Genomic DNA, 20,034 nt, shown 5'->3' with positions numbered 1-20,034 from the left:
ACGAGCCTGTGTGATGCCGGTTCGGTGAATCCGCACGGATTCGGCCGGGATCGCCGGATGCGGTGAGAAAGTCCGGCGCGTCACGTCTTCGCGAGGGCAAGCGATGCGCTCAGGAACGGCGGCCCTTACTGGTTGCTTCCGTCGGATGCTTCGGACGGTCTTCTGTGCGGTAGGTAATGATTCGCTGGCCGATGCGCAGGCTCCAGCCGGGCGGCAATTCGGTCGGGGCGGTGCCGACTCGGGTCCAGTCATCGTCGCCCGGGGCGGCGATGAAAGTGCCTGCGGGAGTGGCGGCATCGCGGACGTAGACCTTGCCGCGGTCGACCGAGACGTAGGCGTGCACGCGGGAGACATGGCGGTCACGGGGGACGGTGATGGGCGTGGCCGTCGCGGCACGTACCGCCTCGTCGATCGTCGGACTTCGACCGACGACATACGCCCGGTCCAGCGGATATGCCGCACCGTCCTCGAGAATCAACGCGCCGGCGACCGGCGCCGGACTCTCCGGATTGCCCGCACCGCCAACCGGCCGCAGCGGTCGCGGTCGTTGCCCCTGCAATGGTGGGATCTTGTGCAGCGCAATAGGTTCGGGTCGCAACGAAGTACCTGCCTGCGACCCACCCGAGTCCGCGCGCTCTGCGGCCGACATTGCCTGGGTACTGACGTCCTGCGGCGCTGCGACCTCCCCGGACCCATCGGACTGCGCCCTCCGCCCTTTCGCGGATGCCGCGGTCCGCTCGGCGACGGGCGACTCTGCCGATGCCCCCGGACCCGTTTTTCCGGTGGGCGCTCCGGACTGCGCGGAGGATCGCCGCGAAATCCCGGCGGACCCAGCAGGTTGCGCCGCGTCTGCGGACCCGGCCTTCTCAGTCGGCCTGTCCGGCGCGGAGGTTTGCCGGGGGACACCTGTAGAGCGTGCCGATCCCGTTGGTTGGACTGAGCCTGCGGGTGTGGCTTTCGCTGTGGGTTCGTCCGGCGCGGCGGGCCGGACGGAGGACTGCCGCGGGATCCCAGATCCGGTTGGCTTCGCTGAGTCCGCGGGCCCGGCCTTCTCAGTGGGCCCGTCGGGCATGGAGGACGGCTGCGGGATACCGGTAGAGCGTGCCGATCCGGTTGGCTGCGCCGCGCGTCCGGCCTTCGCCGTGGGCTCGTGCGGCGCGGCGACCCGGACGGAGGACTCGGCGGGCCGGGCGAAGCCGGTCGGTTGATGGGTGGTGGGGGTCGCTGCGTCTGTGCGGCTGCTCTCCGGGGTCAGCTGGGATTTCGCGGTGGGGGCGAGCAGGGCTTCGAACCCGGCCGGTGCGGTTTGTGGTGGTTCGGGTGTCGTGCCCGAAGACGGGGACGGTCCGGTGGCGCGGCCCTGGGTCGCCGCGGATCTGCCCGCACGTCGGGCCGCGATATGCAGGGCGAAACCGCCGCCGGGGACGATACCTGCGCGCAGGTCGGTGCGTGGCAGTTCGTGCACCGGAAATGCGTCGTCCGCGCCGACTGTGATCCGGCGCACGGGTTCTCGGATGATTTCGTCCACCCAGGTGAACGCGCGGGCCCCGGAAAGGCGTCGAGTTCCTTCCGCGCCTTGGATCTCCGCGGTCACCTGGCCGCGCAGCAGAATCACGGTGCCGTCGGCAGTCGGCGCAACCACGCCGAACGGCGGCGGTTCGGAATTGCCGCCGAAAACCACCGCGGCCAGCCGCTGCGCGATCGCCGCGCCCGGATGCCGTGCATCGGCGACGGCCTCGATCGCGCCGAGTATCCGATCGGTGGAGGGGGTTTCGCCCGCGAGATACACGACAACCGCACCGAAGCGTGCGATCAGACCATTGCCCGGCGCAATCCCCACGGTCGACGGGTTGCTCACCCGCGCCTCCTTCCCGGACCACTACCGGCGTCCAGCATAGAGTGTGCGAAGCACCCGAAACCTGTCTGCGACGAACAGCGCACGCGGGCACGTCAATGATCCGTACCCCCTGATCGACGAAGAGGCGTGCATCACTCGACGTCGCCTTCGGATGCTCCCAGGCGCAGGTTGTCTGCGAGTTCGGTTGGGTCCTGTGTGAGCGGGTGCAGGTTGTCTGCGAGTTCGGTTGGGTCCTGTGTGAGCGGGTGCAGGTTGTCTGCGAGTTCGGTTGGGTCCTGTGTGAGCGGGTGCAGGTTGTCTGCGAGTTCGGTTGGGTCCTGTGTGAGCGGGTGCAGGTTGTCTGCGAGATCGGTTGGGTCCTGTGTGAGCAGGTGCAGGTTGTCTGCGAGTTCGGATAGGTTCTGTCTGAGCGCGCGCAGGTTGTCTGCGAGCTAGCGAACCCGTTGTACGTGAGTTACGGGCCAGCCGGAGAATTCGGCTCGGTGCGCGGCCGTTGGAGTCCTGTGGCGGTCAGTGCCCGTCACCCGCAGTTTGTCGTCGTAGCTCTCCGCGATCGGCCAACACACCCGGGCGACACGGAATGATCCGTGCCGCTCGGGTGGGAAAGTCCTGTGCACAGCGATCTGCCTGCCAGCGGCGGGTGAGTCTGTGCGGCAGAACTGCGGTCGGCGGGTGAGTCTGTGCGGCAGAACTGCGGTCGGCGGGTGAGTCTGTGCGGCAGAACTGCGGTCGGCGGGTGAGTCTGTGCGGCAGAACTGCGGTCGGCGGGTGAGTCTGTGCGGCAGAACTGCGGTCGGCGGGTGAGTCTGTGCGGCAGAACTGCGGTCGGCGGGTGAGTCTGTGCGGCAGAACTGCGGTCGGCGGGTGAGTCTGTGCGGCAGAACTGCCGTCCAGCAAGGTGGACTCTGCGTCAGGCGGTGAACTCGGAGAGGTGGTCTTCGAGCCAGGTGGTGAAGGGCCGGGCCGGGTGGTTGGTGAGGAGGGCGACGGTGTCGGTGATCGGGGTCGGGACGCCGTCGCATCTACGCCAGTAGTCCAGCAGACCCTCGGCGTAGCGGACCGGGATGAATTCGGCCATCTCCTGCCGCCAGGCGTCGGGGGTGACGTGCGTGATGGTCGCGGTGCGGCCGGTGATCTTGTTGATCAGGTCGATCTGCTCGGTGAATGTCAGGGTCTGCGGACCGGTGAGGGTGTGGGCCGCACCGCGGTGGTCCGGCTCGGTGAGTAGGGCGTGAGCGCACTCGGCGATATCGAGTTCGTGGATCGGATCGGTGTAGGCATGGGGGTAGGGGAGGCTGACCGGGCGGTCGGCCTTGATCGCGAATGACCAGCCGCGGGCATTGCCCGCGAAGGCGCCGGGCCGCAGTACGGAGACGGTCATCGGTGCGTCGGCGAGTCCGAGTTCGGTGTCGAGATGAGATTTCGCGACCGGGTTGGTGGCGGCATCGGGATCGAGCACCGCGGACGAGGACAGCAGCACGATGTGGTCGACTCCGGCTTCGGTTGCGGCGGAAGCGAATTCGGCGATGCACCCCGGCTCGGCGTACAGGAACACCGAGGTGACGCCGTCGAGTGCGGTGGCGAAGGTGGCCGGGTCCCGCAGGTTGCAGGCGACGGCGGGCACGTCCGCGGGGAGCTGTTCTGGGCGGCCGGAGCCGATACGGACGGCTCTGCCGTCGGCGCGTAGCAGGGACACGAGGTTGCTGGCGACCGCGCCGCGGCCTCCGGTGACGAGAATCATGAGAAGTCCTTGGGTCGAAGGTGATTCAGTGCTGCTGCTCGGGGTGAGCGTGACGCGGCAGCAGTCGCACCAGCCCGAGGCCGACCAGCGTGATTGCGGGAACTCCAGGCTGACGGTCAGCGCAAGCGCAAGCGGAGCGAACAAGGATCGTGACGAACGTTGTTCGACTGATGTGAACGGTAGATCACGAACATCGTTCGTGTCAAACAATGTTCGTTAGAGCGTATGCTCGGCCCATGAGCGCCGCACCCGTCAGCCGCCGGGCCCGACCCGCGAAGGCACCCCTCAGCCGTGAGGTGATCATCGAAACCGGCCTGCGCATCCTCGACCGCGACGGTCTGGCCGCCCTCACCATGCGCCGCGTCGCGCAGGACCTGGATACCGGTGCCGCCTCGCTCTACGTCTACATCGCCAACCGCGACGATCTGATGGCCGCCATGCTGGATCACGTGCTCGGCACCGTGCCCGAGCCGACGGGCGACACCTGGCGTGACCGGCTCGCGGCGCTGGTCGACACGACCGTCGACGCCATGTCCAAACATGAGGGGCTCGCACTCGTCGCGCTCGGCGGGATTCCCACCAGCCCGAACGCATTGCAGATCGTCGAGCGGCTGCTCGCCCTGCTCGCCGAGGGCGGGGTGGACGCGCAGACCAATTCCTGGGCCGTCGACCTGATCTACCTGAACATATCCGCGCAGGCCGCGGAGCAGAGCGCGTACAACACCAAGGACACCGACGAGCAGGATTACGTCGCCGAGGTGAAGCGGCACTTCGCGGCGCTACCCGCCGATCGGTATCCGACGCTCACGGCGATGGGTGACCAGATGTTCTCGGGCGACGGCGACGAGCGGGCCCGGTGGGCGCTGCGTGCGTTGGTCAACGGCATCCTGGCGACGCCGGCCGAGTGAGGTCCGTGGGAGAATCGTCCATGCGCACGATTCGACCGGCGGTCGAGGACGACCTGCCGATACTGCAAGATATCGAGCGTGTGGCGGGCAAACCATTCGCCGACATCGGCATGATGGCTGTCGCGGATGACGATCCGCCGTCACTGCAAACGCTGCGTGAGTTCCAACAAGCGGGCCGGGCCTGGGTCTATCCCGACGACACCGGCCGCCCGATCGGCTATCTGATTCTCGGGATCGTCGATGGCAATGCCCATATCGACCAGGTCTCGGTGGATCCGGACCATGCGGGTAAGCGGATCGGCAAGCAGCTCATCGACCATGCGGTGCGGTGGTCGAAAGCTCGAGGCCTGCCGGCGATCACGCTGACGACGTTCATCGACGTGGCCTGGAACGGTCCCTACTATGAGCGCCTCGGCTTCCGCTTTCTGACCGCCGCCGAAGAGACCGCCGAGCTGCGCGAAATCCGCGCCGCCGAGGCTGCGCACGGTCTCGACCTCTGGCCGCGCGCCGCCATGCGCGCCGACCTCGCGACATGGCGGATGGACTGATCCGCGCCGCCCGGCCATTCGGTCGAATGCGACGTCGAGCGCTGCCGACCTAATGCTGGTGCGCGAAGGCGGCTTCCGCGGCGGGCAGGGCCGCCGCGCGGTCCGCGGGGACCAGGCCGATGCGGGTGCGGCGGTCGAGCAGATCGTCGATGTCGAGTGCGCCCTCATGGGTGATGGCGAAGGCGAATTCCGCTGCGGTGACATCGATTCCGGGGGCAACGCATTCGGCGAGGGCGGGGTTCCCAGCGGCCGTTGCCAGCACCGTCACCGCCTCGCTGCCGAAGCGTTCGATCAGTAGCGGCGGGGCGGCGATGCGGTCGCGGGCGGCGCCGGAGACCGCGCCAACCAGTGGGAGTCGCTTGGTCCGGCACGAGCCCGCGGTGAGGTTGCCCGCCGTGACGGCCGCGTCGACCGCGTCCTCGGCCATCTGGCGGTAGGTGGTGAGTTTGCCGCCGACGATGGTGATGACGCCGGTGGGGGAGTGCAGAACCGCGTGCTGGCGGGAGATATCGGCGGTGCTGTTGTCGGCCGTCTTCAGCAGCGGGCGCAGCCCGGCGTAGCTGCCGCGGATATCGCTGCGGGTCAACGGGTCTCGGAGTGCGGTATTGATGGTGTCGAGGAGGAAGTCGATTTCGCCCTCGGTGGGCTGGGGTTCGTCGGGGACCGGTCCCGGGGCGTCCTCGTCGGTCAGGCCGAGGTAGACCCGTCCGTGCGCCGCCGGGAAGGCGAACACGAAGCGGCTGGTACTCCCCGGCACCGGGACGGTCAACGATGCGGTGAGCCCGCCGAATGATTCGGCATCGAAGACCAGATGGGTGCCGCGGCTCGGTCGCAGTTCGATGCTCGGGTCGACCTGATCGGCCCAGACGCCGGTGGCATTGACGACGGTGCGCGACCGGATGGCCATGGTCTCACCGGTCGAGGTATCGCGGAGGGTGGCCGAATCCCCGGTAACGTCAAGGGCTTCGACGCGGGTGAGGATGGTCGCGCCTTGCGCGGCAGCGGTGCGGGCCAATGCCACCACCAGTCGCGCATCGTCCACCAACTGTCCGTCCCAGGCCTGCAGGCCGCCGCGCAATCCTGCACGGCGCACGGTCGGCGCCAAGCGCAGCGCCTCGGCGGCGGCGACTCGACGGGAACGAGGCAGTGTCGCGGGCGAAGTGCCCGCACTGCGTCGCAGCACATCGCCAGCGACGAATCCGGCGCGGATCAACGCACGTTGCGCCACACCGATTTCCGGCAGCAGTGGCACCAATTGCGGCAGTGGCCGCACCAGATGCGGCGCCGTGGTGCTGAGCAGAATGCCACGCTCGACGGCACTTTCGTGCGCGATGCCGACCCGCCCGCTGGCCAGATACCGCAGCCCGCCGTGCACCAGTTTCGAACTCCAGCGACTCGTACCGAACGCCAGGTCGTGCCGCTCCACCAGCACGGTTCGCAGTCCGCGGGACGCGGCATCCACGGCCGCGCCGACGCCGGTCACGCCGCCGCCGATCACCAGCACATCGATATCGATATCGTCGCCGAGCACCTGTAGCTCACGTGCGCGACGTCCGGCGTTCAGCGCGGAATTCCCGTGGGTGTCGGCCGAATTCGCAGTCATCACAATCCCTTTCCGGTGGCGGACGGACCGCCGGTGCGCAGGTGGTCGGTCATTGGAGCGGCTTATCGGTCGTCGCGGGTCCGCCGCCGGGAGCGAGGTAGCCGTCCATCGCGCGGGTCAATTCCGCATCCAATGCCGCTCCGGCCAGCAGTGGCGCGACCGTCCCCGCGGACTGCACCGCCGACTGCGCGATCAGCAGCAGCATTGTCGCCATCTGTTCGGGCTCGCCCGCGCGGATGGAGCCGTCCAGGTGGCCCTCCCGGATGCCCGCGGCGAACAGTTCGATCAGTGCGCGTTGGTTGCGGCCGAGGCGGCCGAAGACATAGGTGAGCATGAGGTCGGTGTCGGTACGGAAGATCTTGCCGAACAACGAATTCGAGCGAATGGTCGCCGCGCCCCCGACGATGCCCTCGACCAGTCGGTCGCGCGCGCTACCCGTGCTCGGCATGGCGGCGGCGACGATCGCGCGCAGTTCGCGCACCAGCAGTTCGGCCACCAGCGATCCGGTATCGGGCCAGCGCCGGTAGACGGTCGGCCTGCTGACCCCGGCGCGGCGGGCCACCTCGGTGAGGGTGGTGCGGCGCACCCCGAACTCCTCCACGCAGGCCCGGGCGGCGTCGAGGATCGCGAGATCGGTTGCCGCGAGCGCGTCGTCGGGGGCGGAGTCTGCGGAGGCAGTCATCGGGTGTCACCACCGGGTGTCGGCGGCACCGTCGCAGTGGTGCCGGAAGCGGATGTCTGGTTCGTTACTGCTTGACAGTCTATGTCAAACTGTAACGTATGGTCGAGACGCAACAGCACACATCCTCCAGCGAGGCGGCCGCCGCAATCCCGGGCGCGCCGGAGCACGCGGCGAGTATGGTTTGGGACGCCTGGGGCATCCCCGCCGGACACAAGCCGCTCGCGGCTTCGGTTCGAAACCTGCTGGCAGAGGTATTCGAAGTCTCCGGTGACCCGGTGGCGCGCCGCGATGAGGGCGATGTGCCGCTACGCGAGTCGACCTTGACGCCGACTCAACGGGACGGGTTGGTCGAGGTGGTCGGCGTGGGCAGCATTTCGGTCGACCACCACGATCGTTTGCGGCATGCGGGCGGTAAGAGCACCCCCGATCTGCTGCGCCGCCGCGCCGACGGCCCACAGGACGCACCCGATGCGATCATCTTCCCCGCCGACCATGAGCAGGTGCTCGGCGTGCTGGCCTACTGCGCCGACAATGCCATCGCGGTGGTGCCCTTCGGCGGCGGCACCAGTGTGGTCGGCGGCGTCGACCCGGTCCGCGGTCGCTTCGATACCGTCATCGCGCTGGATCTGCGCCGCCTCGACAGTATTTCGGATATCGATCCGATCAGCGGCACCGCCACGCTCGGCGCCGGACTCACCGGGCCGCTGGCCGAGGAACTCCTTGCCGCCCATGGCCTATCGCTCGGCCACTTCCCACAGAGCTTCGAATTCGCCAGCATCGGCGGTTTCGCCGCCACCCGGTCCTCCGGTCAGGCCTCGGCCGGTTACGGGCGCTTCGATGACATGGTGCAGCGGCTCAAGATCGCCACGCCCAGCGGCACCATCGAACTCGGCCGCGCACCCGCATCCGCCGCGGGCCCGGACCTGCGTGAACTATTCGTCGGTTCGGAGGGTGCGCTCGGCGTGATCACCGAGGTGACCCTGCGGGTGCATCCCGTACCGGAAACCATCGGCTACCAGGCCTGGTCGTTCCCGGACTTCGAAACCGGCGCCGCCGCACTGCGTTCGGTGGTGCAGGCGGGTGCCGCACCGACCGTGCTTCGGCTCTCCGATGAGGTCGAGACCGGCATCAACCTGGCTCGCTCCGCCGATATCGGTGGCGAGTCGGTTCCAGGTTGTCTGGCCATCACCACGTTCGAGGGCACCGAGGCGCATGTCGCGGCCCGCAGTGCCGAGGCGGGCGCACTGCTCGCCGCGGCGGGCGGGACCGCACTGGGACAGGCCCCGGCTCGGGAATGGGAACACGGCCGTTTCGCCGCACCCTATCTGCGCGATGCGCTGCTCGATGTCGGCGTGCTCTGCGAAACCCTGGAGACCGCGACAACCTGGTCGAATCTGGCCGAGCTGAAGGCGAAGGTCACTGCGGCACTGACGGATTCACTCGGCGGTCAGGGCACCCCGCCGCTGGTGATGTGTCACATCTCGCACACCTATCCGACCGGTGCCTCACTGTATTTTACCGTCATCGCCAAGCAGCTCGGCGACCCGATCACCCAGTGGTACATCGCGAAACGGGCCGTCGGCGCCGCGATCGTGGCCGCGGGCGGCACCATCACCCATCACCACGCGGTCGGCACCGACCATCGTCGGTGGATTCCCGATGAGATCGGCGATCTCGGCGTGCGCGTCCTGCGCGCGGTGAAACGGGAATTGGATCCGGTCGGCATCCTCAACCCTGGAAAGCTGGTCCCGTGATACAGGATTCGTCGCGCCCGATGCGTGCGGTCACCGTGGTGACCAATCCGCAGTCCGGCGTCGGAAAGGGCGGCGATGTGGCGGCTGCCGCGCTGGCCCGCTTCGCCGCTCGCGGTGTCGAGATCACCGAGGTGTGTGCGCCTTCGGCCGCCGAATCGGTACGCCTGGTGCGGGATTCGATCGCGGGCAGCAACAGGCCGGACGCGGTGGTCTGCATCGGCGGTGACGGGTTGATGAACGTGATGCTGGAAGCGCTCGCGCAGACCGGCGTACCGCTCGGCCTGATCCCCGCGGGCACCGGCAACGACCTCGCGCGGGAAATCGGTGTGCCCACCAACGATCCCGTCGCGGCTGCGGATCTGGTGCTCGGTGGTCGCACCCGCGTCATCGACCTGGGCTTGATCGAATCGCCGGCGCCCGGATTCACGCCCAAATGGTTCGCCACCGTCACCGGTACCGGATTCGACGCACGGGTCACCCTGCGCGCCAACGATATGCGCTGGCCCAGGGGGCCGCTGCGCTACACCGTCGCCGCGCTGGCCGAAATCTCGGGCCGCTTTACCGTGCCCTATCGGATCGAGCTGTCCGGCGTCGTGCCGGGCGCGCTGGACAATCCGGATTCCGAGACCGTGATCGAGACCGACGCGGTCATGGTGGCGATCGGCAATACCCGCACCTATGGGGGTGGCATGCTGGTCTGTCCCGATGCGGTGATGGATGACGGTTTCTTGGATCTCACGGTCGTCGGCGCGGTTTCGCGACTGGATATGCTCCGCCTGCTGCCCGCGCTATCGGCCGGCAAGCGGATCGATCATCCGAAATCCAAGCAGTACCGCGTCGCGCAGGTCACGCTCACCGCCTCCGGCGCCCCGGCGACCGCCGACGGTGAGCCCGCTGGCGCGCTCCCGATCACCCTGCGCGCGGTGCCCGGCGCACTGACCGTGCTGGTCCCATGATCACGAGAACGACGCCCGCGCTCCTCACGCCGCGAAGCTGACCCGACCCAGCCGGTCGACGGTGGTCCGATCGGCGATCACCATCGACGCGGGCGCGGGCCGCGGAAGATGTCCCGTGCCGATCGCGCGCATGAGGCGGTCCCAGCGGCGGCAATGCAGTGTGAAGAAGAACGGATTGATCCGCCGCCCGCGCGCGTGCTGACCGGCGCGCGCCGTACCGGCGGGCACATCGAGCAGGATGAAGTGCACTTCCCGGCCGTATCGCGCCGCCCACCGGCCGATCAAACGTCTGGCCCACCCGGTGGCGCAATCATGGATGACGACCGGCCCGGCGCCGTCCCGCAGCGCGGCTCTGATCCCGCGGTAGTGCGCGATGTGTACCACCGGCCGCCACAATGGGTACGGCAGCCGACCGAGCCTGCGCCGCCAGCGATTTCGCGAATGGTGCGAGTCGAGCACCACCGAATCCGCTGGCCCGCGCGGCGGTCGCTCGGCATCGGCCGCGGCGCCGAAGAACAGCCGCAACGCCGTACTCTTACCTGCCCCCGGCACCCCGGCCACCACCAACGCCGCCGTTGCGGGATAGCGCAACTCCACGATGGTGCGTCCGCGCAGATCGTGAACGGAGTTCGGTGCGAAGACCCGTATGTCGGGTGGTCGCGGTAGTGAACCCGGATAGGGCGAATCGAACGGAGGGTCCACCTCTTCTAGGTTCCTCAGCCGACGCCGACGCGACAACCGGGAAAACCCTGATTTTCTCGCTGTGTATTTCCTGAGCGGAGCGGGCGGGCGAGGCTCGGTTCGGCCGCGCGGTCTTCGCCGTGCCGTAGGGCCGCTGCCTGCGCGTTCAATGGCGACCGCGAACCAGCGGAGGCGACAGTGGGATCGGCCGCGCATGGCAAGCGCGATGAAGCTGAGAATTGCTTGTGGATTCGGAGCTCGGGCCGTTTTGGGCGGTAAGCTCTCCAGGTGTAGGCGGAGTGTTCGGTGTCCCTCATCCACCGAAGACTCCGCCTTTTTCTGTGCGCTGGCCCTTTTAGGAGCTCAGCGGGCACCACCACTAGAATGCCGGGGTGACCAGCGCAGCCTCTGACAACCCGCGTAATCGTGCCGATGCCCTCCCCAAGAGCTGGAACCCCAGCGAGGTGGAGGCCGAGATGTACGAGCGCTGGGTAGCGGCTGGCTACTTCGCCGCCGACACCGCCAGCGCCAAGCCCGGCTACTCCATCGTGCTGCCGCCGCCGAATGTCACCGGCAGCCTGCACATGGGCCACGCGCTCGACCACACCCTGATGGACACCCTCTCGCGCCGCAAGCGCATGCAGGGGTATGAGGTGCTGTGGCTGCCCGGTATGGACCACGCGGGCATCGCCACCCAGACCATTGTGGAAAAGCAGCTAGCGGTGGACGGCAAGACCAAGGAAGACTTCGGCCGCGAACTGTTCATCGATAAGGTCTGGGACTGGAAGCGCGAATCCGGCGGACAGATCCAGTGGCAGATGCGTGCGCTCGGCGACGGCGTCGACTGGAGCCGGGACCGCTTCACCATGGACGACGGGCTCTCGCGCGCCGTGCAGACCATCTTCAAGCGGCTCTACGACGCTGGCCTGATCTACCGCGCCGAGCGCCTGGTCAACTGGTCGCCGGAACTGCGCACCGCCATCTCCGATATCGAGGTCAAATTCGAGGATGTCGAAGGCGAGCTGGTTTCGCTGCGCTACGGCTCGCTCGAAGATGATGAGCCGCATGTGATCGTGGCCACCACCCGGGTGGAGACCATGCTCGGCGATACCGCGGTCGCGGTGCATCCGGAGGATCCGCGCTATCGGGATCTGATCGGCACCACCCTCGAGCATCCGATCACCGGACGTCAGATCCCGATCATCGCCGACGACTACGTCGATCCCGAATTCGGCACCGGCGCGGTGAAGATCACTCCCGCGCACGACCCCAACGACTTCGAGATGGGCCTGCGGCACAACCTGCCCATGCCGAACATCATGGACGAGCGCGGCCGGATCACCGGCACCGGAACCGAATTCGATGGTTTGGACCGGTTCGAGGCGCGGGTCAAGGTGCGCGAGCGGCTCGCCAGCGAAGGCCGGATCGCCGCCGAGAAGCGGCCCTACCTGCACAGCGTCGGACACTCCGAGCGCAGTGGCGAGGCGATCGAGCCGCGGCTTTCGATGCAGTGGTGGGTCAAGGTGGAATCGCTGGCCAAGGCGGCCGGTGACGCGGTTCGCAACGGCGACACCGTGATCCACCCGACCAGCCAGGAGCCGCGCTGGTTCGAATGGGTCGACAATATGCACGACTGGTGCATCTCCCGGCAGCTGTGGTGGGGCCACCGCATCCCGATCTGGTACGGCCCCGAGGGCGAGGTCGTCTGCGTCGGTCCGGATGAGACCGCGCCCGAGGGCTGGGTGCAGGACCCGGACGTGCTCGACACCTGGTTCTCCTCCGGCCTGTGGCCGTTCTCCACCATGGGCTGGCCGGACTCCACCGAGGAACTCCAGAAGTTCTATCCCACAAGCGTTCTCGTCACCGGCTACGACATCCTGTTCTTCTGGGTGGCCCGGATGATGATGTTCGGCACCTTCGTCTCCGACGATCACGTGCTCACCGCGGGCAAGGGCGGGGCGAAGCAGGTGCCGTTCAAGGATGTGTTCCTGCACGGCCTGATTCGCGACCAGTACGGCAAGAAGATGTCGAAGTCGCGCGGCAACGGCATCGACCCGCTGGACTGGATCAACGCCTACGGCGCGGACGCGCTGCGCTTCACCCTGGCGCGCGGCGCACAGCCCGGCGGTGACCTCTCGGTCGGCGAATCGCACGCACTCGCCTCGCGCAGCTTCGTGACAAAGCTGTTCAACGCCACCAAGTTCGCGCTCATGAACGGTGCGCAGCCGGGCGTGCTGCCCGACCGCGCCGAGCTCACCGATGCCGATCGCTGGATCGTCGACCGGCTCGAACAGGTACGCGCCGAGGTGGATTCGGCCTTCGACGCCTACGAGTTCGGTAAGGCCTGCGAGGCGCTGTACCACTTCGCCTGGGATGAACTGTGCGACTGGTACCTGGAGCTGTCCAAGGTGCAGTTCGCGGGTGACGGTGCGCGGGCCGAGTCGACCAGCATCGTGCTCGGCAATGTGCTCGACTCGGTGTTGCGGCTGTTGCACCCGGTCATCCCGTTCGTCACCGAAGCGCTGTGGCGGGCACTGACCGGCGGCGAATCGGTTGTCATCGCCTCATGGCCCGCTGCCACCGGTGTGGCCGCGGATGCGGCCGCCGCGCAACGGGTTTCGGACGGCCAGCGGTTGATCACCGAGATCCGCCGCTTCCGCAGCGACCAGGGGCTGGCCGATAAGCAGAAGGTGGCGGCCACGCTGATCGGCTTGGACGCCGCTGGCCTCACCGAACTGCACGATTCGGTGGCCAACCTGGCCCGGCTCACCGAACCCGGCGCCGATTTCGCCGCGACCGCCTCGCTCGAGGTCCGGCTGAGCGAGGCCACGGTGACGGTGGAACTCGACACCTCCGGCGCGGTCGACCTGGATGCCGAACGCCGTCGCCTGGAGAAGGATCTCGCCGCGGCCGAGAAGGAATTGGCGACCACCGCGGCCAAACTCGGTAACGAGGCCTTCCTGGCCAAGGCGCCGGATCAGGTGGTCGACAAGATCAAGGGACGTCGCGATGTCGCCGAGACCGAGGTGGCCCGCATCGGTGCCCGGCTCGCGGAACTGGGTGGCAAGTGAACGACGAACCGGAGCGGCAGTACGCGGACGACGAGCATCCCAAGGCTCGCCTCGGCTCCGGGCCGTCGCCGGTGGATCTGGCCGAAATGGCATTGGTCGAGGCGGAATTGGACCGGCGCTGGCCGGAGACCAAGATCGAGCCATCGCTGACCCGCATCGCCACGCTGATGGATCTGCTCGGCTCGCCGCAGCAGAGCTATCCGGCCATCCACATCGCGGGCACCAATGGCAAGACCTCGGTGACCCGCATGATCGATGCGCTGCTCACCGCGCTGCACCGGCGCACCGGCCGGATCACCAGCCCGCATCTGCAGTTGGCCACCGAGCGGATCAGCATCGATAACGTGCCGATCACCCCGGCCACGTACGTCGAGACCTACCGGGAACTGCTGCCGTATATCGAGATGATCGACAAGCAGTCCGCGGCCGCCGACGGTCCGGCCATGAGCAAGTTCGAGGTGCTCACCGGCATGGCCTATGCCGCCTTCGCGGAGGCGCCGGTGGATGTGGCGGTCGTCGAGACGGGGATGGGCGGCCGCTGGGACGCGACCAATGTCATCGACGGACAGGTCGCGGTCATCACCCCGATCGGCCTGGACCACACCGATTACCTCGGCGACGATCTCGCCTCGATCGCGGCGGAGAAGGCCGGAATCATCAAACCCGCGCCGGAGAGCCTGGTTCCGCGCGATACCGTCGTCATCATCGCCGAGCAGGCGCCGGAGGCCATGGAGGTGCTGCTGCGCCGGGCCGTCGAGGTCGATGCCGCGGTGGCGCGTGAGGGTTCGGAGTTCCGGGTGCTGGCCCGCCAGATCGCGGTCGGCGGCCAGCAGCTGGAATTGCAGGGCCTCGGTGGCGTCTACGACGAGATCTTCCTGCCGCTGCACGGTGAGCACCAGGCGCGCAATGCGGTGCTCGCACTGGCGGCGGTGGAGGCGTTCTTCGGTGCGGGCGCCGAGCGGCAGCTCGATATCACCGCCGTCCGTGCGGGTTTCGCCAGCGTCACCAGTCCGGGCCGGATGGAGCGCATGCGCAACGCCCCGACCATCTTCATCGACGCCGCGCACAATCCGGCGGGTGCGCAGGCGTTGGCCGCGACGCTGACCGCGGAATTCGATTTCCGCAAGCTGGTCGGCGTCGTCGCCGTGCTCGGTGACAAGGATGCGGCGGGCATTCTGGAGGCGCTGGAGCCGGTGCTGGACGAGATCGTGGTCACCAGCAATGGTTCGCCGCGCGCCATGGATATCGAGCGCCTCGCCGACCTCGCCGTACAGCGCTTCGGCGATGAGCGGGTGGTCACCGCCGAAACCCTGCCCGACGCGCTGGAAACGGCCATCGCTATTGCCGAGGAGGTCGGCGATGCGGGCGAAATGGTTTCGGGCGCGGGTGTGGTGGTGACCGGATCCGTGGTCACGGCGGGCGCGGCGCGCGCCCTGTTCGGGAAGAGCCCGGCATGAGCCCCCGCGAATGCGGCGATGAGCGCAGCGTGAGCGTCGGGCCGGGGTCCGGATGGGGCAGCATGGGTGAGAACGTGGGGCCCGTGAATGCCGAGAAGGAGACAGCGTGAGCGAGACAACCGGCGACGCCGCCGAGCCCGAGGGGACCGACGGCGCACCGCAGGTCCCACCGCCCGCCACCGATCCGTGGAAGGGGCTGCGCGGTGTCATGGCGGGCACCTTGATCCTCGAGGCGATCACGGTGCTGCTCGCACTGCCCGTCGTGGCGTCCGTCGGCGGGGGAGTCGGCTGGTTCTCGGGCAGCTACCTCGTGACCCTCGCCGTGGTGATGATCCTCGGCGCCGGACTCCAACGCCGCCCGTGGGCCATCCCGTTCAACCTGGCCCTGCAGGTGCTGCTGATCCTCGGCGTCTTCGTCCATCTGTCGATCGGCGTCATGGGCGTCTTCTTCGCCGTGGTGTGGGGCTTCATCCTGGTCCTGCGCGCCGACGTCAAGCGCCGAATGGAACTCGGCCTGCTCCCCAGCCAGCGCATCGAAGGCTCTTCCTAGCTCCGGTTCGGTAACTGCGGGTAGTGCCCATTAGGCTGTGCGCCGTGACTGAGCAGACGTTGGTACTCATCAAGCCGGACGGTGTGGCCCGTGGCCTCGTCGGTGAGGTGCTGGCCCGGATCGAGCGCAAGGGGCTGAAGATCGCCGCCCTGGAGCTGAAGCAGGTATCCGAAGAGGTGGCGCGCGGCCACTACGCCGAGCACGCCGAGAAGCCGTTCTTCGGTTCCTTGATCGAGTTCATCACCTCCGGCCCGGTCGTCGCGGCCATCTTGGAGGGCCCGCGCGCTATTGCCGCGTTCCGTCAGATCGCCGGCGGCACCGACCCGGTCGAGAAGGCCGTCCCTGGCAGCATTCGCGGTGACTTCGCGCTGGAGACCCAGGAGAACCTGGTGCACGGCTCGGATTCGCCGGAATCGGCCAAGCGGGAAATCGCGCTCTGGTTCCCGGACTTCCCGGCCTGATCCAGGGCTACGGCGTGAGCTGCGCGAACTGAGGGCTCAGCCGGCATCGCCGCGCGACGGAGCCGAGCGCAGCGAGGTGTAGTCGTGCGGCGATGGCAAGGCGTCGCCGCACTGTGTGGGATACTGGCATTGGTTGCTGACGATGCCGACTGTTCGCGCAGGTACGCGAACGATCGGTGCCGGACGGTAACCGGATGACACTGCGGTTCGATGCCGATCATCGCTGCCACGAACAACTGGCCCGTTGCTGGGACGGAGGTTCGCGTCGGCACGCTGGATGAGCGCTCGCGCCGTGGAGTTCAGCCAACAGCCAGGCGCCGCGTGACCAGTTAGCCCGACCGACGAACAGAACATGGTGTTAACCGGGCATGCGGGGCGAGACCACTTGACCTTGCGCCAACCGCGTGAGGTGAACGGACAGTGCCCCCGCGTCGGCCGCGTCACTCCTGCCAGGAGGGACGCGCCCGGGGACCCGAGGAGACTTCGTGGCCGATCAAGAGCCGCTGGAAACAACATCACAGGATGCCGAACAATTGCCGGAGCGAATCCGAGTTCACGCGCTTGCCAAGCGGCTGGGGGTAACCAGCAAACGCATTCTGGCCAAGCTCGCCGAGTTGGGTGCCGATGCGCGCAGTGCGCAGTCGAACGTCGATCGAGCGGTAGCGGAATCGGTCCGCGAGGCGCTCGTCACCGTCGAGCCGGACGCCGAGGCGTCGCCGGATTCCGAGGTCGCACCGGACCAACAGCCAGCTCCCGAGGAGCCCGGCCTCATCTTTTCTGCATCGGACCAGGTGGTAGACCAGTCCGGAGCGCTGCCATCGGGGGAGCAGCCCGCGGCACACCAGCCGTCGGTGCAGCTGTTCACCCATTCGGTTCCGCCGGAGCCGCACGTCGCGACGCCGGTCGTCTTCGAGGCCGCCGCCGCGGTCTCCGCGCCGCTGTTCCTGCCGCCGGACGCCGAGGCGGCCGAAGCGGCGCGCAGACAGCGGCGGGCCGAGCGGGAGACCCGCCGGGCCGAGGAGCCGGTGGTCGAGGACGAGGTCGAGACCACCGAGGCCGAGGACGAACAGGAATCGACCGAACAGCAGGGCGATGCGGACCAGCCGCGGCGTCGGCGGCGTGGCCGTCGCGGCCGCGGGCGTGGTCGCGGTGAACAGCACGGCGAATCCGATACCGAAGGTGACGAGGGCGACGTCACCGAGGAGAGCACCGAGGACGAACAGCCTGCCGCGCGCAAGACCGAGGCCGAGCCCACCGAGACCGCCGAGGACACCGAGGGCGAGGACGAGGAAGCCGGTCTGCCGGAAGGTTCGAGCCGCCGTCGCCGTCGCCGTCGGCGCCGCAAGGTGGCCGGCGAGGGCGCCGAGACCGAGGTCGTCTCCGAGGACGATCCGCCCAACACCGTGGTGCACGAGCGCGAGCCGCGCAATAAGAGCCGCAGCCGCGCCACGGTCGACGAGGTGCAGGGCATCACCGGCTCCACCCGGCTCGAGGCCAAGCGCCAGCGTCGGCGTGACGGCCGCGAGGCCGGTCGCCGCCGCCCGCCGATCCTGACCGAGTCGGAGTTCCTGGCCCGCCGCGAGGCCGTGGACCGGGTGATGGTGGTGCGCGAGAAGACCTTCTCCGATCACCCGACCGCCACCCAGGTCGCGGTGCTCGAGGACAACATCCTGGTCGAGCACTTCGTCACCAATACCGGCTCCGCGTCGATGGTCGGCAATGTCTACCTCGGCAAGGTGCAGAACGTGCTGCCCTCGATGGAGGCCGCGTTCGTCGATATCGGCCGCGGCCGCAACGGCGTGCTCTACGCGGGTGAGGTGAACTGGGAGGCCGCCGGTCTCGGCGGTAAGGAGCGCAAGATCGAGCAGGCGCTCAAGCCGGGCGATCAGGTGCTGGTCCAGGTGAGCAAGGATCCGGTCGGGCACAAGGGTGCGCGGCTGACCACTCAGATCAGCCTGGCCGGGCGCTTCCTGGTGTACGTGCCGGGTGGTTCGTCCACCGGCATCAGCCGCAAGCTGCCCGATACCGAGCGCAAGCGGCTCAAGGAGATCCTGCGCGATATCGTGCCCGCCGACGCCGGGGTGATCATCCGCACCGCATCGGAGGGCGTCAGCGAGGCCGAGCTGGCCCGCGACGTGGAGCGGCTACAGGCGACATGGCGCACCATCGAGAAGGCCTCCGAGGCCAAGGACAGCGGCTCGCCCAAGACGCTGTACGAAGAGCCGGACCTGCTGGTCAAGGTCATCCGCGACCTGTTCAACGAGGACTTCTCCAAGCTGGTCATCGAGGGTGAGCGGTCCTGGAGCACCGTCGAGAGCTACATCCGCACGGTCGCACCCGACATGCTCGCCCGGGTCTCCCGGCACGAGAACAACGGGGTCGACGTATTCGAGACCTACCGGATCGACGAACAGCTCGCCAAGGCGCTCGATCGCAAGGTGTGGCTGCCCTCGGGCGGCACCCTGGTGATCGACCGGACCGAGGCGATGACGGTCATCGACGTCAATACCGGCAAGTTCACCGGTGCGGGCGGCAGCAACCTGGAAGAGACGGTCACTCGCAACAATCTGGAAGCGGCCGAGGAGATCGTGCGCCAGATGCGGTTGCGCGATATCGGCGGCATGATCGTCGTCGACTTCATCGACATGGTGCTGGAGTCGAACCGGGATCTGGTGCTGCGGCGGCTGACCGAGGCGTTGGGCCGCGACCGCACCCGCCATCAGGTTTCCGAGGTGACCTCGCTGGGCCTGGTGCAGATGACCCGCAAGAAGCTGGGCACCGGTCTGGTCGAGGCGTTCTCGTCGACCTGTGAGCACTGCCATGGCCGGGGCATCGTCGTGCACACCTATCCGGTGGAGCTCACGGCGACCGAGGATGTCGCGCGTGGCGGCCGGGAGACCGGATCGCGGCGGCGCCGTGGTCGGGACAAGAGTGCGGCGGCCACCGCGCCTGCCGCTGCCAGCAATGGCACCGGACCTGTCGCGGAGACGGACGAGGCGGATATCGCGGTCAAGCGGGCGCATCCGGTCGCGCTGGCAATGGCGGCACATCAGTCCGAGGAGGCCGTGCACGGCGAGGAGTCCGAGGCGCAGGGTGAGGTCGCCGCGGCTGAAACGGTTGCGGCCGAGGCGGTTGTGTCAGAAGCCGTTGCCGAAGCTGTCTCGGCTGCGGGCGTGGTCGAGGAAGTTGTGGTCGACGAAGCCGTTGCCGCGGTGGCCGAGGCGGCCGCGGAAGCGGTGGCCGAGGAAGTCGCCGAAGCGTTGGCGGACGAAGGCGCCCAGGCAGCGCGCGAGGAGGTCGTGGCCGCTGAGGCGGTTGTCGAGCCCGTCGCGACGTCCGAGGCAGCGGCACCCGTCGCGGCCACCGAGCCCGCGGCTGAGCAGGCAGTGGCGGCAGCGGTCCCCGCCGTCTCGGCCAACGGTGCGCCGGAACCGGTGGAGCCGCGTTCGGCCGGCCGCAGGCGGCGCGTGGCGCGTTCGGCCGCCGCACCGGCCGCGGATAGTGCGGGCGCGGTGTTCGTGCTGCCGACGGCTGATCAGGCATCCGCAACGCCCGTGGTGGATTACACGGCGGATGTGCCGGTCGTGGTGCCGACGCGCAAGCCGCGCCGCCGGGCCGTCGGCCGTCCCGCCGGACCGCCGGTGGACGACGCGAACTGATCGCCACGATCGGATCCGAACCCGGGACCCCCGCCGCACTTCGCGACGGGGGTCCCGTCGTCCGACGGCCGAGTCCGACCGGCGGCGCGACCGTGACCTGGTGCG

Annotated in this window: 14 protein-coding genes; 9 read left to right on the top strand and 5 right to left on the bottom strand. The window is 68.4% G+C overall.

Going from position 1 to position 20,034, the window contains the following annotated elements; genetic code table 11:
• Positions 1-109: 109 nt before the first annotated feature.
• Together ACQP0C_RS32895 and ACQP0C_RS32890 are read right to left on the bottom strand one after the other, a co-directional pair.
• On the bottom strand, positions 110-1,858 hold the full coding sequence (locus ACQP0C_RS32895; RefSeq protein WP_433726350.1) for an FHA domain-containing protein: 1,749 nt from the start codon (positions 1,856-1,858) through the stop codon (positions 110-112).
• A 910-nt stretch (positions 1,859-2,768) separates the two neighbouring features.
• Positions 2,769-3,599: an SDR family oxidoreductase gene (locus ACQP0C_RS32890; RefSeq protein ID WP_433726348.1), complete on the bottom strand. Its 831-nt coding sequence runs from the start codon at positions 3,597-3,599 to the stop codon at positions 2,769-2,771.
• 236 nt (positions 3,600-3,835) lie between these two features.
• Between ACQP0C_RS32890 and ACQP0C_RS32885 the strand changes: the two genes are divergently transcribed.
• Both ACQP0C_RS32885 and ACQP0C_RS32880 read left to right on the top strand, forming a co-directional pair.
• Complete coding sequence (locus ACQP0C_RS32885) at positions 3,836-4,507, top strand: TetR/AcrR family transcriptional regulator (protein WP_433726346.1); 672 nt, start codon at positions 3,836-3,838, stop codon at positions 4,505-4,507.
• 20 nt (positions 4,508-4,527) lie between these two features.
• Complete coding sequence (locus ACQP0C_RS32880; protein WP_433680178.1) at positions 4,528-5,055, top strand: GNAT family N-acetyltransferase; 528 nt, start codon at positions 4,528-4,530, stop codon at positions 5,053-5,055.
• Positions 5,056-5,104: 49 nt separating this feature from the next.
• On the opposite strand, the gene ACQP0C_RS32875 is transcribed toward ACQP0C_RS32880, so the two are convergent.
• Entirely contained in the window at positions 5,105-6,658 is a 1,554-nt protein-coding gene (locus ACQP0C_RS32875) for a glycerol-3-phosphate dehydrogenase/oxidase (protein WP_433726344.1), read from the bottom strand.
• A gap of 49 nt (positions 6,659-6,707) precedes the next feature.
• Positions 6,708-7,340: a TetR/AcrR family transcriptional regulator gene (locus ACQP0C_RS32870; protein ID WP_433726342.1), complete on the bottom strand. Its 633-nt coding sequence runs from the start codon at positions 7,338-7,340 to the stop codon at positions 6,708-6,710.
• Between the two features lie 176 nt (positions 7,341-7,516).
• Between ACQP0C_RS32870 and ACQP0C_RS32865 the strand changes: the two genes are divergently transcribed.
• Entirely contained in the window at positions 7,517-9,094 is a 1,578-nt protein-coding gene (locus ACQP0C_RS32865) for an FAD-binding oxidoreductase (protein WP_433734722.1), read from the top strand.
• Positions 9,091-10,050, top strand: a complete 960-nt coding sequence (locus ACQP0C_RS32860; RefSeq protein ID WP_433726340.1) for a diacylglycerol kinase family protein — start codon at positions 9,091-9,093, stop codon at positions 10,048-10,050. Before ACQP0C_RS32865 ends, ACQP0C_RS32860 begins: the two co-directional genes overlap by 4 nt.
• 24 nt (positions 10,051-10,074) lie before the next feature.
• On the opposite strand, the gene ACQP0C_RS32855 is transcribed toward ACQP0C_RS32860, so the two are convergent.
• Complete coding sequence (locus tag ACQP0C_RS32855; protein WP_433726338.1) at positions 10,075-10,752, bottom strand: AAA family ATPase; 678 nt, start codon at positions 10,750-10,752, stop codon at positions 10,075-10,077.
• A 371-nt stretch (positions 10,753-11,123) separates the two neighbouring features.
• Between ACQP0C_RS32855 and ACQP0C_RS32850 the strand changes: the two genes are divergently transcribed.
• The 5 genes from ACQP0C_RS32850 to ACQP0C_RS32830 all read left to right on the top strand — a co-directional run bounded on the left by ACQP0C_RS32850 (position 11,124) and on the right by ACQP0C_RS32830 (position 19,929).
• The gene (locus ACQP0C_RS32850; protein WP_433726336.1) at positions 11,124-13,802 is read left to right on the top strand and encodes a valine--tRNA ligase; all 2,679 of its coding nucleotides are present in this window, start codon (positions 11,124-11,126) and stop codon (positions 13,800-13,802) included.
• Positions 13,799-15,259 carry a bifunctional tetrahydrofolate synthase/dihydrofolate synthase gene (gene folC, locus ACQP0C_RS32845; RefSeq protein WP_433726334.1) on the top strand — a complete coding sequence of 487 codons (1,461 nt, stop codon included), beginning with the start codon at positions 13,799-13,801 and terminating at the stop codon, positions 15,257-15,259. Before ACQP0C_RS32850 ends, folC begins: the two co-directional genes overlap by 4 nt.
• 208 nt (positions 15,260-15,467) lie before the next feature.
• The gene (locus ACQP0C_RS32840) at positions 15,468-15,809 is read left to right on the top strand and encodes a DUF4233 domain-containing protein (protein WP_433734721.1); all 342 of its coding nucleotides are present in this window, start codon (positions 15,468-15,470) and stop codon (positions 15,807-15,809) included.
• Positions 15,810-15,853: 44 nt separating this feature from the next.
• Positions 15,854-16,270, top strand: a complete 417-nt coding sequence (gene ndk, locus ACQP0C_RS32835) for a nucleoside-diphosphate kinase (protein ID WP_433726332.1) — start codon at positions 15,854-15,856, stop codon at positions 16,268-16,270.
• A gap of 485 nt (positions 16,271-16,755) precedes the next feature.
• Positions 16,756-19,929 (top strand): translation initiation factor IF-2 N-terminal domain-containing protein, encoded by a 3,174-nt coding sequence (locus ACQP0C_RS32830; protein WP_433726330.1) that lies wholly within the window; start codon positions 16,756-16,758, stop codon positions 19,927-19,929.
• Positions 19,930-20,034 lie beyond the last annotated feature (105 nt).

This window comes from Nocardia sp. CA-129566 (genome assembly GCF_050956075.1).
In the GTDB taxonomy this organism is placed as follows: Bacteria; Actinomycetota; Actinomycetes; order Mycobacteriales; family Mycobacteriaceae; genus Nocardia.
Note: the sequence above shows the minus strand (reverse complement) of the source record. Positions and strands in the feature narration are given on the sequence as shown.